The sequence below is a fragment of the Vogesella urethralis genome (assembly GCF_007644045.2).
GTDB lineage: Bacteria > Pseudomonadota > Gammaproteobacteria > Burkholderiales > Chromobacteriaceae > Vogesella > Vogesella urethralis.
The window spans coordinates 143,218-159,716 of the sequence record NZ_VMDW02000118.1 but is presented as its reverse complement, the minus strand read 5'-3'; the positions used below and the strand labels follow the sequence as shown (position 1 = coordinate 159,716).

The following is a 16,499-nucleotide window of genomic DNA, read 5'->3' as shown; positions in this document are numbered from 1 at the left end:
GCATCAGGCGTGAAGCGGCTGCGGTGCCTCTGCCTCGGCGCCTTCCAGCGTCTGCCCCGCCACAAACGGCAGCGTCAGCTCGAAGCAGGCGCCGCCCTCCCCCGGCAGCAAGCACAGTTGGCCGCCGTGCGCCTGCACGATACGGCGGCAAATCGCCAGCCCCAGCCCGCTATGGCCGTTACTGTTGTCGTCGCCACGCTCGAACGCCTCGAAAATGCGCTCGCGGTCGGCAACCGGCACGCCCGGCCCTTGGTCCCGGATACGCAGCCGCAGCCGGTCGGCAAGGCGGTCGATGTCGATGCTGATCAGCCCGCCCGGCGGCGAAAAGCGCACCGCATTCCCCAGCAAATGGCCCAGCAACTGGCTGAGGCTGCCGTGGTCGGCTACCAGCCTGGGCAAGGGGTGGCTGTGCAAGGCCAGCGACAGGTGCTTGCGGGCGATGTCGGCTTCGTGCAGGCCCAGGCAGTCTTCCAGTAGCAGGCGCAGGTTCAGGCTCTGCCAGTGGAACGGCCGGCGCCCGCCCTCCAGCGCCGCCAGGTCGATCAGCCCGTTCAGCTGGTACAACAGGCGCTGACCGCTGCCGGCGATATTGGCCAGATAGTCGGCCACGCGGCCGGTATCGCCGCGCGCCAGCTTCAGCCGCCCCATCTCGGCAAAATTGAGGATGCCGTGCAGCGGTGTCAGCAACTCGTGCGACACCGTCTCCAGCAAGCGGTTCTTGGTTTGACACGCCTGCTCGGCCGCGACACGTGCATCGATCAGCGCCAGCGCCTGTTGCGATAGCGACAGGCCCAGGTCGGCCTGCCCCTGGCGCAAGGCGGCTTCCAGCTGTTGTGCTTCGCTGACGTCGCGGCCGGCGCCGTGGTAGCCGGTTAGCCGGCCGTGCGCGTCGCGCACCGGCAGCGCACTGAGCGAGATATGGCGATCCACACCGTCGGGGCAATGCAGCTGCAACACCTGGTTGCGAAATGGCTGCCCGGCCGCCAGTAACGCCGCCAGGCGGGCCGCCGCTTCCGGCGAGCCCTGCGCCGCCTGCAGCCGCGTCCAGTGCAAACCGTGCAACGACGCCGGCGCAAAGCCCAGCAGCGGCTGCACCGCTGCCGAGCAACGCACGATGTAACCGTCGGCGTCCAGCCACCAGAACCAGTCGCTGGCCAGCGCAAACACATCCTGCAAGTGCTGCGCCTGCCGTTCGGCACGGCTGCGCTGCGCCCGCAGCTGGCGGGCCAGACGCCAGCACCAGCCTGCCAACAGCGCACACGCGGCCAGCAGTACCCCTACCATTGCTACCATTTATGTTGTTCCACGCCCGCAGGCCAGTCCGATTGCATAAAAGCTTCAGCATCGCATTATCTGCCAAGCAGCGGCGGCCAACCATGCCGTCAAGCCGCAGCTTTCCCAATTTGAGCAACCGGCCAAGCACGCAAGTTGGCCGCGCGCGCAATCGCTTAGAAATCAGCCACTTGCCAAGCCGGCGCCGGCGCCATCTGCGTTGCCAATTTTTCACACACTGCACAAGGCTCGATATGCAGACTTGATACATCGTAAAATGCCGGCCACACCCACCCACTGCGATAGCGCATGAAGATACTGATACTGGGCGGCGGCCAGGTAGGCGCCAGCGTCGCCGAAAACCTGGTAGACGAAGGCAACGACATTACCGTGGTCGACCAGGACCCGAACCTGCTGAAGGTGCTGCAAGACCGGCTGGACATCCGCACCGTCGCCGGCAACGCCGCCCTGCCCGGCGTGCTGCGCCACGCCGGCGCCGACGAGGCCGAAATGCTGCTGGCGCTGACCCGCAGCGACGAAACCAACCTGCTGGCCTGTGCGCTGGCGCAGCGCCATTTCAACATCCCCACCCGCATTGCCCGCATCCGCGCTACCGACTACGTGGACGGCGAGCTGCCGGTGCTGGAGCAGTTCGGGGTAGAGCACGCCATCTGCCCGGAGCAGATCGTTACCCAGAACCTGAAACGGCTGCTGCAATACCCGCGTGCGCTGCAGGTAATCGACTTTGCCGAGGGCCGCGCCCAGCTGGTGGTGTCGCGCGCGCAGCAAGGCGGCAAGCTGCTGGGCAAACCACTGCGCCAACTGCGCGAAGACATGCCGGATACCGACTGCCGCATCTGCGCCATCTACCGCGACGACCGCCTGGTGCAGCCCGATGGCGGCACCGTCATCCAGGAAGGCGACGAGGTGTTTTTTGTGGCCGCCCGCGCCGACATTCCCACCATGCTGGCCGAGCTGCGCCCCAGCGAAAAAGCCGTGAAACGGGTGATGATCGCCGGCGGTGGCAATATCGGCTACCGGCTGGCGCGGCAACTGGCAGACGATTACGAGGTGAAGATTGTCGAGTACCGCGCCGAGCGCGCGCGCTGGCTGGCGGAAAACCTGCCGGGCGTGCTGGTGCTGCACGGAGAAGCCACCGACGAGGCGCTGCTGGAAGAAGAAAACGTCGATGAAATGGACGCTTTCTGCGCGCTGACCAACGACGACGAAGACAACCTGATGTCCACGCTGCTGGCCAAGCGCATGGGCGCCCGCCGCGTCATCGCGCTGGTCAACCGCGCCAGCTACGTGGACCTGCTGGAAGGCAACCGCATCGACATCGTCATCTCGCCCTACCTGTCCACCATCGGTTCCATCTTGGCCCACCTGCGCCGTGGCGACGTGGTGGCGGCACACCCGGTACGCCGCGGCCGCGCCGAGGTGCTGGAGGTGATCATCCACGGCGACGCGCACAACTCGCGCCTGGTTGGCCGCCGCATTGACGCGCTGGAGCTGCCGCGCGGCTGCAATATCTGCGCCATCCTGCGCGACGGCCAGGTACTGATGGCGCACCACGATACCGTGCTGCAGGCCGAAGACCACCTGATCATCTTTGTGCACGGCCGTCACCGCGTGCGGCAGATCGAAAAACTCACGCAAGTCAAACTGGGATTCTTCTGAGCATGAGCATTCGCGGCATTCACCACGTGGCCATCATTGCGGCCGACTACGCGCGCTCGCGCGATTTTTACCTGAACACGCTGGGCCTCACGCTGGTGTCGGAGCACTATCGCGAGGCGCGCGACTCGTGGAAGCTGAACCTGGCGCTGCCGGACGGCTGCCAGATCGAGCTGTTCAGCTTCCCCAACCCGCCGGCCCGCCCCAGCCGCCCCGAAGCCTGCGGCCTGCGCCACCTGGCACTGGCCACCACCGACCTGGACGCCGACATCCTGCGCCTGGCGCAGTGCGGCGTAGCCTGTGAACCGGTACGGGTAGACGAGTACACCGAGCGGCGCTTCACCTTCCTGGCCGACCCCGACGGCCTGCCGATCGAGCTGTACGAAGTGCCAGCATGAGCAAGCTGCTGCCCATTATCCATGTGCTGTCCAAGCTCATCCTGCTGTCGGCGGTGATGTTCCTGGTGCCGTGTGCCGTGTCCTGGTATTTCCAGGACGGCACCTGGCGCCACTTCCTGCATTCTGCCGGCGCCGGCTTGCTGATCGGCAGCAGCAGCTGGCTGGCCACCCGCCGTTTCGAGCGCGAGCTGAAGCCGCGCGACGGCTTCATCCTGGTTACCCTGCTGTGGCTGGGCTTTACCGCCATGTCAGCGGTGCCGCTGTGGCTGTACCTGCCCAAGCTCAGCGTTACCGACGCCTTCTTCGAGGCGATGTCGGCGCTGACCACGACCGGCGCCACCACGCTGCAAGGGCTGGAGCAGCTGGCGCCGGCGATGAACTTCTGGCGCCACTTCCTCAGCTGGCTGGGCGGCATGGGCATCATCGTGCTGGCGGTGGCTGTACTGCCGATGCTGGGTATTGGCGGCATGCAGCTGTACAAGGCCGAGATCCCCGGCCCGATGAAAGAAACCAAGCTGGCACCGCGCATCGGCCAGACCGCCAAGAACCTGTGGTATATGTACAGCGCGCTGACGGTGATCTGCTTTGTCTGCCTGTACCTGGCCGGCATGACGCCGCTGGACGCACTGTGCCACGCCTTTACTGCGGTGGCGCTGGGCGGGTTTTCCACTTATGACCAGAGCGTCGGCTATTTCGACTCGCTGCTGATCGAGGCCATCCTGATCGTGTTCATGCTGCTGGGGGCGCTTAACTTCGCCACCCACTTCACCGCCTGGCAGCGCAAGTCGCTGCGCAGCTACTGGCACGATATCGAGGCGCGCTATGTGCTGGGGCTGTTGGCCGCCAGTGTATTGCTGACCAGCCTCTACCTGTGGTGGCAAGGCGTGTACGACTTTACCACCGCCTTGCGGCACGTGGCGTTCAACCTGGTATCGGTGGCCACCGACACCGGCTACGCCAGCGTCGACTACGCGCAATGGCCGATCCTGGTGCCGCTGTGGATGCTGTTCCTGTCGTGCATTACCGTCAGCTCCGGCTCCTGTGGCGGCGGCATCAAGATGATCCGCACCCTGGTGCTGACACGGCAAAGCCTGCGCGAAATGGGGAACCTGTTGCACCCGCGCGCGGTCCTGCCGCTGGTCATCGGTGGCCGCTCCATACCCGATCGCATTGCGTTTTCGGTGCTGGGCTTCATCTTTGTGTATTTCATGAGCGTGGTGCTGCTGAGCTTCGTGCTGATCGGCAGTGGGCTGGACTTCCTCACCGCCTTTACCGCCATCCTGGCCTGCATCAACAATGTGGGCCCGGGGCTGGGCCAGGTGGGGCCGGCCGGCAACTACGCCGCGCTCAACGACTTCCAGACCTGGGTCTGCAGCTTTGCCATGCTGCTGGGCCGGCTGGAGATTTTTTCCATCCTGATCCTGTTTACCCCTGCTTTCTGGCGAAAATGACCATGCAAAAACGACTCTCCCTGCTGGGTTTCGCCCTGATACCGCTGCTGAGCCACGCGCTGAGCGACAGCCAGCTATTCGACGCCCGCGACGCTTACCGCAAGGGCGATACCAACGCGCTGTACGCGCTGGCCGGCCAGGCCGACAAAGGCCCACTGGACGCCTACCCGGCCTACTGGCTTAGCCTGAAAGCGCTGGAAGCCGGCGACAGCAACCCCGCGCGCCAGTTCGTCAACCGCTACCGCAGCGGCTATCTGGTGGAACGCACCCTCAACGAACTGCTGGAAGACATGGGCCGCCGTGGGCAGTGGGACGAGCTGCTGAAAACCGCGCCGGTACTGGCCGATAACGCCCGCGACGCCGAAACCGCCTGCTTCGTCAGCCTGGCCACGCTGCAAAACCAGCAAAGCCTCAAACCCGACCGCAGCTACCTGGCCGGCAACCTGGCCGATGGCTGCAACCGCCTGATCGACGCCCAGGCCAGCCGTGGTCTGCTGGATGGCGCGCAAACCCAGGCCCGCCTGCGCCTGCTGATCGCCGGCAACTTTGTCACCACTGCCCGCCGCCTGGCAGCTGCGGCCAACCTGGAAGACAGCTTCTTCCGCCCCGGCAGCGCCGAACAGCAGGCGCAGGCGCTGGTAACGCGCGGCAAAAGCGACCTGGGCGGCGCACTGGCGCAACTGGCCGGCAACAGCCAGCTGAACAAGGCGCAGCGTGGCTTTGTCTACGGCCAGCTGGGCCTGCTGGCGGCCCGCCGCCTGGACATGGCCACCGCACTGGACGCCTACAGCCAGGCCGACCCGGCGCAACTGAACGACGAGCAATGGGAATGGTGGCTGCGCGCCGCCCTGCGCCAGGAAGACTGGGCCCGCGTGGAGCAGATCGCCAACGCCATGCCGGCCGAGCTGGCCGCCAAACCGGCCTGGCAATACTGGCGCGCCCGCGCCGTGAAAGCGCTGGGCCGCGTGCCGGAAGCCATGCCGGTCTTCGTCAAGACCAGTTTCGAACACAGCTACTACGGCCTGCTGGCCAAGGAAGAGCTGGGCGTCACCCTGGAAGCACCGCCGGCCAAGATCGTGGTGGATGACGCCACCAGCCGCGCCGTAGCCGCCGACCCCGGCATTGCCCAGGCCATGGCCCTGTTCGACCTGGCCGAGCGCAGCAACCGTGCCGAATGGCGTGAAGAAGGCCGCCGCGTATGGCGCTGGGCCCTGCGCGAGCGCAGCGACCTGCAGCTGCTGGCCGCCGCCGACCTCGCCCGCCAGCGTAATCTGTACGACATGGCCATCCACGCCGCCGAACGCACCCGCGACAGCCACGATTTCAGCCTGCGTTACCTGGCCCCCTACCGCGACATTACCCGCAGCTACGCCCAGCAACTGGACATCGACGAGGCCTGGGTGTACGGCCTGATCCGCCAGGAAAGCCGCTTCCTGAACGTGGCGCGCTCCGGCGTCGGCGCCAGCGGCCTGATGCAGCTGATGCCGGCCACCGCCAAGTGGGTAGCCGGCAAGATAGGCCTGCCGGGCTACCAGATCAACGACATCAACGACAACATCCGGCTGGGCACCTGGTACCTGCGCCACGTGCTGGACACCCTGCAAGGGCAGCCGGTGCTGGCGACCGCCGCCTATAATGCGGGGCCAGGCCGCGCACGAGGCTGGCAAGCCAGCCGCCCGCTGGAAGGCGCCATCTACACCGAAACCATCCCCTTTACCGAAACGCGCGACTACGTGCAAAAGGTGATGGCCAACGCGGTGTACTACGCCGGAGCCTTCCGCCAGGGCAGCGCCACGCTGAAAGGCCGGCTGGGCGTCATTCCGCCGCGCTAACCCGCTACAGCATGACCGCCGCTGCCACGCAGCGGCCCGAACTACCTGGGAGTGAACAATGAAAATCGCCATCATCGGCGGCGCCGGTTTCGTCGGCAGCCACATTGCAGAACACCTCACCCGTGACGGCCATGCACTGACGCTGGCCACCCGCAATCGCGAGCGCCACAAGGCCACGCTGATCCCGCTGCCACACGCCGAGCTGCGCGAGTGCAACGTGCACGACCCGGCGCAGCTGGCTGCGCTACTGGCCGGCCACGACGCCGTGATCAGCATGGTCGGCATCCTGCATGGCAGCCGCGCTGCCTTCGAACACGCCCACGTGCAGCTGGTGGAAAAAATCGTGGCCGCCTGCCACGCCAACGGCATCCGCCGCCTGGTGCACATCAGCGCGCTGGGCGCCAGCGAGCAGGCCCCCAGCGACTACCAGCAAACCAAGGGCAAGGCCGAACGGCTGATCGAAGCCAGCGGCCTGGATTACACCATCCTGCGCCCGTCGGTGATCTTTGGCGCCGGCGACAACTTCCTCAACATGTTTGCCAAGCTGGCCACAACAGCGCCTTTTCTGCCGATTGGCGGCGCCGGTACCCGCTTTGCCCCGGTGTGGGTGGACGACGTCGCCCGCGCCGTCGCCGCCAGCCTGGCGCGCCCGGCCACCGTTGGCCGCAAGCTGGACCTGGCCGGCCCCGGCGTCTACACGCTGCGCCAGCTGGTGGCCTACGCGGCCAACCTGTCCGGCCACCCGCGTACCATCGTCGGCCTGCCGGAATGGGCCGCCATGCTGCAAGCCACGCTGCTGGGCCTGCTGCCTGGCCCGGCCTTGCTCAGCGCCGACAACGTGCGCTCGCTGCGCGTGGACAACGTCAGCGACCAGCCCTTCCCCGCCGCGCTGCTAGGCTTTGCCCCCACCGCGCTGGAAGCCGTGGCACCGTTCTACCTCGGCCAGCAGGAAAGCAACCTGACGCTGGACCGCTACCGCGCCAGGGCCGCCCGCTGATGAAGTGCTATATCGTTGGCGGCGCCGTGCGCGACCGCCTGCTGGGCCTGCCGGTGAAGGACCGTGACTGGGTGGTGGTAGGCGCCACGCCGGACGCCATGCTGGCCCGCGGCTTCAAGCCGGTAGGCAAGGACTTCCCGGTGTTCCTGCACCCGCACACGCACGAGGAATACGCGCTGGCGCGTACCGAGCGCAAGGTTGGCCGCGGCTACCACGGCTTTACCTTCCACGCCGCGCCCGACGTCACGCTGGAAGAGGACCTGATCCGCCGCGACCTCACCATCAATGCCATCGCCCAGGACGACGACGGCACGCTGATCGACCCCTACGGCGGCGTGGCCGACGTACAGGCCGGCGTGCTGCGCCACGTCAGCCCGGCCTTTGCAGAAGACCCGGTACGCATCCTGCGCCTGGCGCGCTTTGCCGCCCGTTTCGGCTTTGCCGTGGCGCCGGAAACGCAAACGCTGATGCAGCAGATGGTGGCCAACGGCGAGGTGGACGCGCTGGTGGCCGAACGCGTGTGGCAGGAACTGGCCAAAGGCCTGATGACCGACACCCCGTCGCGCATGCTGCTGACTTTGCGTGACTGTGGCGCCCTGGCGCGGCTACTGCCCGAAGTGGACGCGCTGTTCGGCGTGCCGCAACGGGCCGACTATCACCCGGAAATCGACACCGGCGACCACGTGATGCGGGTGCTGGACTACAGCGCCAGCCAAAACCAGCCGCTGCCGGTGCGTTTTGCCGCGCTGATGCACGACCTGGGCAAGGCGCGCACCCCGGCCGACATCCTGCCGCGCCACATCGGCCACGAACCGCGTGGCGAAGCCCCGCTGCTGGCGCTGTGCGAACGGCTGCGCGTGCCCGCCGAATGCCGCGACCTGGCTCGCATCACCGCGCTGTACCACACCAAGGTGCACACGGCCTTCCAGCTACGCCCGGACACCGTGCTGGGCCTGCTGCGCGACTGCGACGCGTTGCGGCGGCCGGAGCGCTTTGCCCAGCTGTTGGCCGCCTGCGTGGCCGACGCCCGTGGCCGCCTGCACTTCGAACAGTGCGATTACCCGCAGGCCGACTACCTGGCCGCCATGCTGGCCGCCGCCCAGGCGGTGGACGCCGGCGCGGTAGCCAAAGCCTGCCCCGACAAGAAAAACATCGCCCAGGCCGTGGACGCCGCCCGCGTGGCCGCCATCGCCCAGGCCAAGAAAACCTACCCGCACCCGGCATGACGTTTACCACACTCCCCGCCACGCTGATGCGTGGCGGCACCAGCAAGGGCCTGTTCTTCCGCGCCGACCAGCTACCCGATGACCCGGCCCGCGTGCAGGCGCTAATGATCCGTGCGCTGGGCAGCCCCGACCCGTACGGCGGCCAGCTGGACGGCCTGGGCACCGGCATTTCCAGCACCAGCAAGATCGTCATCATCGGCCCCTCGCAACAACCTGGCTGCCACGTGGACTACCTGTTCGGCCACGTGGCCATCGCCGACGCGCTGGTGGATTGGTCCGGCAACTGCGGCAACCTCAGCGCCGCCGTACCGGTGTTTGCGCTGATGCAGCAGCTAGTCGCCGGTGCACCGGCCAACGGCCCGGTGGCGGTCCACATCTGGCAGGCCAATATCGGCAAAAAGATCATCGCCGAGCTGCAAATGCAAAATGGCCGCCCGGTATGGTGGGGCGACTATCTGCTGGACGGCATCGCCTTTTCGGCCGGCCCCATCCGGCTACGCTTTCTCGATCCGGCCGGCGGCGCCAGCGGCAAGCTGTTCCCCACCGGCCGCCCGCGCGACACGCTTACCCTGCCCGACGGCAGCACGCTGGACGCCACGCTGATCGACGCCGGCAACCCCACCGTATTCGTGCGCGCGGCGGACCTGGGCCTGCGCGGCGACGAAACCGGCCACGCCCTCAACGCCGAACAGCAGCAAAAACTGGAATGGGCGCGCTGCGCCGGCGCGGTGAAGATGAAACTGGGGCCGGACGCCGACACCATCCAGCGCGAACACCCGGCCACACCCAAAATCAGCTTCCTGTCCCCCGCCAGCCAGCCCGGCTGTGCCCTGACCGCCCGCATCGTATCGATGGGCCGCCTTCACCACGCCTACACCGGTACCGGCGCCATCGCGCTGGCCGCGGCCGCCGCCATCAACAACACGCTGGTGGCCGAACTGTGCGGCGCCCCGGTACGCGGCCAAGCCCTCACCTTTGCCCACGCCGGCGGCAGCCAGACACTGGAAGCCATCGTGCAGCGCCAAGGCCGCAGCTGGCAGATTGCCGAAGTAGTCATGACCCGCCACGCCCGCCCGCTGATGCAAGGCACCTTGTACGTCCCGTGTACTGGTGAGGCTGGGTCGAAATAAAACAGGCGGCGAACGCCGAGCACTACGCCGCCTGTGAGCAAGCACACTGAGCCTTAGTCGCGGAACACAAACTGGCCTTCAGCATTACGACGCGGCATGGCCATCGGCGTGAAGTCAGGAAAAGCCCGGCCACGCAGATGCCAGGTCAGTAACAAGGTAAGCAGCGTCATCACCAGTTGCACAACGGCCCAGCCTCCTTGTGACAGCTGCGACAACAGCTGCGGCAACTGGATCAGTGCGTACAGGATATACACGTTGAAGGCCGCCGCCAGCCAGCGCGCAAAACCCAGCGCAAAAGCCGCTGGCACCAGCGCACTGAAGAGCGCCATCCATAGGCCACCCTGCCCGCCACTTAGCGTACCGCCGCTGTAGCCGATACCCAGGGACAGCAAGGTGAAGCCCAGCATCACCGCCACCAGGGTGTGCATTTTGGCCTGCAGTTGTTGCTGCCGGGCCGGGCTGATACTGGCCGCCAGCAGATAGGCCAGCTGGCCAGGGTTGGCCGCAACGGCTTGTAGTTCATCGTATACGGCTTGCTTGCTGCGCCCCGAGGCTAGCGCCTCGGTGATGGCTTGTTGGATAGCGGTTTTGTTCATCGGGCATGGCCTGGAAAGAAACTGCGCGCATTGTGCCACAGCTGTGCAATACCGAGACCACTGCAAGTGCATGCATATAGAATATTGGCAAGATTCTATGGTACATGCTTATATTGAACTATCGCAGGAGGGAGCCGGAATGCCTTGCCACATCCTCATCGCCGAAGACAGTACCAGTCAGCGCGAAGCACTGGCCGCACTGTGCCGTACCCTGCCGGACGTTGAGGTACACGAAGCGTCTGATGGCCGCTGGGCGGCACAGTTGGCGCGCAAGGTGGAGCGCCTGGACCTGGTGATTACCGACATCAACATGCCAGGCATGGACGGCATTGAACTGGTCCAGGAGCTGTCCCGCCATATCCATGTGCCGTCGCTGCTGCTGCTGAGCGGCCACGTACCCGATCTGCTGGCCAATTGCATGCGGGCTGCGGAAGAGTTGGGGTTTTCCAATATCGCCTACTTGGCCAAGCCGATTGACGTAGAAAACTTCCTGCAGGAGGTGCAGCAACTACTGCTGAACCGGCACGGCAACAACACCGCCGAGCGCGCGATACCGCTCTCCGAGATTTTTACCGGCCTGGCCCATAACCAGTTTTGCGCCTACTTCCAGCCTATTTACAGCCAGCACGATCAGCGGGCGGTACAAGTAGAGGCCTTGGCGCGTTGGCAGCACCCGGCGTACGGCCTGCTGGGACCGGCCAGCTTCATCGACCGCCTGGAGCACGAAGGCTTTATCGTGCTGCTGACCCGCCGCATCGTGCAGACCAGCCTGGACCTGCTCAGCCGCAATCCGTGGGCACACGACCTGCGCCTGTCGATCAACCTGTCTCGCGGCCTGCTGGACGATACCGAGTTTTTCGACTGGCTGATCAAGGAAGTGGAAGAGCGGCAAATTGCGCCGCGACAGATCGTGCTGGAAATTACCGAGACCATGGCTTTCCAGAACCTGGGCAATACGCTGGCAGCGCTGCTGCGGCTACGCATGCGCGGCTTCGAACTGTCGCTGGACGATTTCGGCGCCGGCCACACCAACCTGGAACAGCTGAAAGACTTGCCGATTACCGAGCTGAAACTGGACCGTACGCTGATCAAGAGCATCCATCAGGCGCACCGCACGCAGAGCATTCTGGATGGCATCATCCAGATCGGTCGTCAACTCAAGTTACGGATGGTGGCCGAGGGCATTGATAACCCGCACGACCTGGCCTACCTGCAAGGCCGCTACCCGGACCTGGAGCTGCAGGGCTTTTACCTGGCCCGTCCGGTGGCATCGGCTGACCTGGCGGCACACCTTGACTACGAAAAACAAGGCCAGGCACGCGCCTGAACGCAGACAAGAAAAAACGGCCCGCAAGGGCCGTTTTTTTGTGCAACGGGCGGCAGGCTTACTGCGCCGCCGGCACGCGCCGCGGCTGCCACAAGACATCCGGCACACCGGCAGCCACATTCAGGTGGCGGCTCAGGATAAACAACACGTCAGATAACCGGTTGAGATACTGGCGCGGCAGCGGTGGCATCGGCTCAAACAGCCCCAAGGCCACCACGCTGCGTTCGGCACGGCGGCAAACGGCCCGCGCTTGGTGCGCGACGGCTGCGGCGCGGCAGCCTCCCGGCAGGATGAACTCCTTCAGCGGCGTCAGCGCCTCGTTCCACACCGCAGCCTGCTGCTCCAGCATGCCGAGCTGGGCGGCCTGCAAGGCCTGGTAACCGGGCACGGCCAACTCGGAACCCAGATCGAACAGGTCGTGCTGCACCTCGGCCAGAAAAGCATCCACCGCTTGCGGTAACGTTTCGCAACGCAACAAGCCGATGATGGTATTCAACTCGTCCACGTCGCCCAAGGCATGGATACGGTCGGCATTCTTGGACACGCGACTGCCGTCGCCAAGGCCGGTACTCCCCTCATCGCCGCTGCGGGTAATGATGCTGGACAAACGGTCACTCATGTTTTGGCTCCTGCTTGCTGGCCGCTTCATCCAGCGCCTCGCGCAGCGAACTGCGCAGCGACTCGGCCAGCATCATGTCAAAGTCTTCTTTTAGCTGCTTCATCACCCCGGCCATCAGCTGCTTGGCTTGCTGCTCCAAAGCATCCTGCATCCACAGCGTGAGCTCCACCTTCATGCGCGGCAGCACGCGTGCGTACAGCGCGTCGATCAGCGCTTCCTCATCCAGGCCCGGTGCAGCAGTTGGCGCCATAGCGGCGGCCGGCACGGCCAGTGGCAAGGCTTCGCTAACCGCTTCGATGTGAATATCGTCCGCTGGCAGCGCTGCGGCCAACGTTACGGCGGCAGTTGAGGCGGCGGCGACCAGCGGGCTGGCCGGCGGTGCCGCATCCACAGCGGCAGGTATCGGCTCGGGCTGAGAATGCGTGCGTCGCACGCGAATTACCTCGGCAATCACCGGCTGCGCTACCGGCTCGGTCTGGGCCGGCGGCAATTCGTCCAGATCCAGCGGTGGCTCCGCGCCCAGATCGCGCGCCCAAGCCAGCTCCACTTCCTTGTCGCCGGCGTCAAACGCCGGGCGCGGCTGCCAATCGCCTCCGCCTGGCAGGGTGGCCGCCGGCTGACCCAGCGCCGCAGCCGGGCTCGCGGCTGCGGCGGCAGCCAAACCCAAGCCGCCCCCCAGCACGCCGGTGGGCAGGCTATCCAGCGAGATGGCCTGCAACGGTGCGCTGGCCAGGTTTTCGATCACCGGCACCGCCGGCTCGTCAGCCGGAGCAAGCAGCGGCATGTCGGGCGCAGCGTCTACCGCTTCAGCAACGGCCGCGGTCTCACTTGCCCAGAGCGTCAGCAGCGGTGACGGGCTGACTGCCTCTTGGGTAATGGCACTGTTTTCCGGGGCGGTATCTACCGGGGTGTCAACCGCCAGCGGGTCCAGCCAGGCTTCTGCCGGCGGCAAACCGGGGTCGTCTACTGGCGCCGGGTCTGCGCTGGCAGCCTCCACCGCCACCGGCGGCGCCTGCAGGCTGGCCAGGATGTCATCGACAGACAGGGAAAGGTTGGCCGCACTGGCAACAGGCTCAAGCGTCTTGCTTTCCCACGGCAGCAGATCGGCATCCGGTGCCTCGACCGGCTGTGCGGTAGCCGTTGCATCGACCAGCTCAGGCACTGCCAGCAGGTACTCATCGCCGGCATCCACCACCAGCGGCGCAGGCTGCGGCGCGTCTGTTGGCAGCAAAGGGGGCGGCGCGCTCTCGGCAGCTGTCTCCCAGGCCGCTACCGGCGGCTGTTCCAGGTCATCGGCGCTCAACAGCGGCGGCTCGACCGTTTGCGGCGGCTCCCAAGTGCCAGCCCATTCGTCATCGCGCGAATCGGCGGCAAACACTTCGGCCAGCGGCGCCTGCTCGTCTGCTTTGCTAAGAAACGCATCGCCAGGCAGCTCGGGCATGTCGGCGGCCACGTCAAAATCATCCAGCTGCGCGGCCAGGCTATCCACGCTGGCCTGCTCGGCCAGGGGCACGCTCAGTTCCGTGGCAGCGGCAACAGCCGGTAGGGGTTCGAAGCTGGCACGGGCAAACAAGGCGCTGAGCCCGTCTGCGGCAGCAGGTGCCGGCGTTTCTTCTTCCAGCGAGAAAGCGAAGTCGGCCTCTGGCACCGGGGCGTCATCGCGGCGCAATGGCTCCAGCCCGGGCAATACATCGTCAAGCGAAAGCTCTGCCGGCAAATCCACTTCCAGATCCAGGGAGGGCAGCCGCTCGATCAACTGGCTGGTGGTCACACCGTCGCCGTCCAGTTCCGTCTCGTCACCCAGCACCTCGTCCAGCGTCAACTCTGGCGGCAGGGTCAACTCGGGCACCTCGTCGGCAGGCACAGCCTGGGCAAGGGCGTCGAGTTCGGCGGTAAAGTCGTAAACCGGCACCTCCGTGGCAGGGGCTTCAACCTCTACCACATCGGTGAGCACCGGCAGGTCCAGTGCATTCCAGGCATTGTCGGGGGATGGGTTTGTCATGCGGCATCACTCATGTCGTGATGTTGAATTTCGAAGCCGAGGTCGAGGTAGCGGCGGTAGCGCTGTCGCGCCACGGCCTTGGAGGCCTCGTCCTGGCTGACCACTTCCAGTATGCGGGCAAAACGGGCCGGGTCTCCCGGCTGCGCCTCGCCCAGATTCAACAGTACCGTGGGGCCGGCCGGTACGTCAAAGTGTGTAGACAACCAGATGCGTGACTGGGCAGCCTCTTCGGCGTCCCAGCGGCTGTGGGCCAGAAAGCTGGTATCGCCAAATGACCAAAGCGCCCGGCTGAAAGCCTGGAGCGCCTGGTCATCAGGAAGAACGACCAGCAGCCGTTCTTCCTTGCGATACACCGTCTGGGCTGCCCGGCAGGCAAATGCCTGCCCGTTGGCCACGCCGGTATAAAAATCAATCCGCGTCATCGTCGACGGTTTCCACCACTTCACGACGCGGACGGCCACGGCGCACGACATTGCCCAGCGCGATGTCGGCACGGTCTTGCAGGAACTGCACCAGCATCGGCACCGGGCGACCGGTAGCGCCCTTGTCCTTGCCACCACGCCAGGCAGTTCCGGCGATGTCCAGATGCGCCCAGTCGTAGGCTTTGGCAAAGCGCGACAGGAAGCAGGCGGCGCTCACGCTGCCACCGGCACGACCACCGATGTTGGCCATGTCGGCAAACGGGCTCTTCAGCAGTTCCTGGTACTCGTCCCACAGCGGCATATGCCAGGCACGGTCGCCTACCTCTTCACCGGCAGCCCACAGCTCCTTGGCCAGGCCGTCCTGGTTGCTGTACAGGCCGGTAGCGATGTGGCCCAGTGCCACGACGCAAGCGCCGGTCAATGTGGCAACGTCTACCACGGTGGCGGGATTAAAGCGCTCGACGTACGTCAGCGCGTCGCACAGTACCAGGCGGCCTTCGGCGTCGGTATTCAGGACTTCGATGGTCTGGCCGGACATGGAGGTAACGATATCACCCGGCTTCAGCGCGCGACCGGACGGCATATTCTCGCAGGTGGCCACCACGCAGATCAGGTTCAGCGGCAGCTTCATTTCCACGGCGGCACGGAAGGCACCGAGTACGGCAGCGGCACCGCCCATGTCGTACTTCATCTCGTCCATGCCCTCGCCCGGTTTCAGCGAAATGCCGCCGGAGTCGAAGGTAAGGCCTTTGCCCACCAGCACGATGGGACGATCATTCTTGTCTTTGGCGCCAAAGTGCTTCAGCACCACAAAGCGGGCTTCCTCGTCGCTGCCTTTGGCCACGGACAAGAAAGAGTGCATTTTCAGTTCATCCAGCTGCTGCGGGCCCATCACTTCGGCCTCGGCACCAAACGCCAGCGCCATGTCGCGGGCGGCCTCCGCCAGATAGCTCGGCGTGCACACGTTACCCGGAGCGTTGGCCAGATCTTTGGCCAGCTTCATGCCGGCAGCGATGGCCTGGCCGCGCAGCAAGCCGCGCTCGCCATCGGTCAGGTCGCTGCGACGCGGCACGGCCAGCGTCATCTTGCGCGGCTCGCGCACATCGTCCTGGCGCGACTTGAATTTGTCGAAACGGTACAGTGCGTCCAGGGTAACCACGGTGGCTTGCTCTACCATCCATTCCACGTCGTGCTTTTTCACGTGCAGTTCGGACAGATAGCTGACCACTTCGTTGGACTGGGTTGCCGACAGCGCCTTGACCGACGCGCGAATGGCTTCGCGGTATTCCTTGGCACGGAAGTCACGTTCCTTGCCCAGCCCCACCAGCATCACGCGATCACACAGGGTATGCGGTACCGAATGGAGAACGAGGGTGGTGCCCAGCTTGCCGTCCATATCGCCGCGCTTGAGAACATCGGTAATGAAACCGTTCGAGATGCGGTCGAGCAGGTCGGCAGCAAAAGACAGCTTGCGGGTTTCGTACACCCCGACCACAACGCAGGCGACGCGCTGTTTTTCCGGGCTTCCGCTTTTAATGTTAAACTCCATG

At 65.6% G+C, this 16,499-nt stretch carries 14 protein-coding genes; 8 read left to right on the top strand and 6 right to left on the bottom strand.

What is annotated here, in order from left to right; all coding sequences use genetic code 11:
- Positions 1–3: 3 nt before the first annotated feature.
- Complete coding sequence (locus FLQ03_RS15515) at positions 4–1,293, bottom strand: PAS domain-containing sensor histidine kinase (RefSeq protein WP_144371796.1); 1,290 nt, start codon at positions 1,291–1,293, stop codon at positions 4–6.
- A gap of 288 nt (positions 1,294–1,581) precedes the next feature.
- On the opposite strand from FLQ03_RS15515, the gene trkA reads away from it, so the two are divergent.
- Genes trkA through FLQ03_RS15480 form a run of 7 tightly spaced genes read left to right on the top strand, consistent with a single transcriptional unit; the run spans position 1,582 to position 9,983 of the window.
- The gene (trkA, locus tag FLQ03_RS15510; protein WP_144371795.1) at positions 1,582–2,952 is read left to right on the top strand and encodes a Trk system potassium transporter TrkA; all 1,371 of its coding nucleotides are present in this window, start codon (positions 1,582–1,584) and stop codon (positions 2,950–2,952) included.
- A gap of 2 nt (positions 2,953–2,954) precedes the next feature.
- Complete coding sequence (gloA2, locus tag FLQ03_RS15505) at positions 2,955–3,347, top strand: SMU1112c/YaeR family gloxylase I-like metalloprotein (RefSeq protein WP_206211002.1); 393 nt, start codon at positions 2,955–2,957, stop codon at positions 3,345–3,347.
- Positions 3,344–4,798 (top strand): TrkH family potassium uptake protein, encoded by a 1,455-nt coding sequence (locus tag FLQ03_RS15500; RefSeq protein ID WP_144371793.1) that lies wholly within the window; start codon positions 3,344–3,346, stop codon positions 4,796–4,798. Before gloA2 ends, FLQ03_RS15500 begins: the two co-directional genes overlap by 4 nt.
- A 2-nt stretch (positions 4,799–4,800) precedes the next feature.
- Entirely contained in the window at positions 4,801–6,630 is a 1,830-nt protein-coding gene (locus FLQ03_RS15495) for a lytic transglycosylase domain-containing protein (protein ID WP_240802288.1), read from the top strand.
- Positions 6,631–6,688: 58 nt separating this feature from the next.
- Positions 6,689–7,627, top strand: coding sequence for a complex I NDUFA9 subunit family protein (locus FLQ03_RS15490; protein WP_144371791.1), 939 nt, complete (start codon positions 6,689–6,691; stop codon positions 7,625–7,627).
- Entirely contained in the window at positions 7,627–8,853 is a 1,227-nt protein-coding gene (locus tag FLQ03_RS15485; protein ID WP_144371790.1) for a multifunctional CCA addition/repair protein, read from the top strand. The genes FLQ03_RS15490 and FLQ03_RS15485 overlap by 1 nt, the downstream gene beginning before the upstream one ends.
- Positions 8,850–9,983 (top strand): PrpF domain-containing protein, encoded by a 1,134-nt coding sequence (locus tag FLQ03_RS15480; RefSeq protein ID WP_144371789.1) that lies wholly within the window; start codon positions 8,850–8,852, stop codon positions 9,981–9,983. The genes FLQ03_RS15485 and FLQ03_RS15480 overlap by 4 nt, the downstream gene beginning before the upstream one ends.
- A gap of 53 nt (positions 9,984–10,036) precedes the next feature.
- On the opposite strand, the gene FLQ03_RS15475 is transcribed toward FLQ03_RS15480, so the two are convergent.
- On the bottom strand, positions 10,037–10,579 hold the full coding sequence (locus FLQ03_RS15475; protein ID WP_144371788.1) for a hypothetical protein: 543 nt from the start codon (positions 10,577–10,579) through the stop codon (positions 10,037–10,039).
- A gap of 139 nt (positions 10,580–10,718) precedes the next feature.
- On the opposite strand from FLQ03_RS15475, the gene FLQ03_RS15470 reads away from it, so the two are divergent.
- The gene (locus FLQ03_RS15470; protein ID WP_170252444.1) at positions 10,719–11,906 is read left to right on the top strand and encodes an EAL domain-containing response regulator; all 1,188 of its coding nucleotides are present in this window, start codon (positions 10,719–10,721) and stop codon (positions 11,904–11,906) included.
- Positions 11,907–11,964: 58 nt separating this feature from the next.
- On the opposite strand, the gene FLQ03_RS15465 is transcribed toward FLQ03_RS15470, so the two are convergent.
- Genes FLQ03_RS15465 through FLQ03_RS15450 form a run of 4 tightly spaced genes read right to left on the bottom strand, consistent with a single transcriptional unit; the run spans position 11,965 to position 16,498 of the window.
- Entirely contained in the window at positions 11,965–12,525 is a 561-nt protein-coding gene (locus FLQ03_RS15465) for a cob(I)yrinic acid a,c-diamide adenosyltransferase (RefSeq protein ID WP_144371786.1), read from the bottom strand.
- On the bottom strand, positions 12,518–14,527 hold the full coding sequence (locus FLQ03_RS15460) for a hypothetical protein (RefSeq protein ID WP_144371785.1): 2,010 nt from the start codon (positions 14,525–14,527) through the stop codon (positions 12,518–12,520). The genes FLQ03_RS15465 and FLQ03_RS15460 overlap by 8 nt, the downstream gene beginning before the upstream one ends.
- Positions 14,524–14,949 carry a DNA polymerase III subunit chi gene (locus FLQ03_RS15455; RefSeq protein ID WP_144371784.1) on the bottom strand — a complete coding sequence of 142 codons (426 nt, stop codon included), beginning with the start codon at positions 14,947–14,949 and terminating at the stop codon, positions 14,524–14,526. The genes FLQ03_RS15460 and FLQ03_RS15455 overlap by 4 nt, the downstream gene beginning before the upstream one ends.
- A complete protein-coding gene (locus FLQ03_RS15450) occupies positions 14,936–16,498 on the bottom strand; it encodes a leucyl aminopeptidase (RefSeq protein ID WP_144371783.1) in 1,563 nt (520 codons plus the stop codon). The genes FLQ03_RS15455 and FLQ03_RS15450 overlap by 14 nt, the downstream gene beginning before the upstream one ends.
- Between the last annotated feature and the right edge of the window lies 1 nt (position 16,499).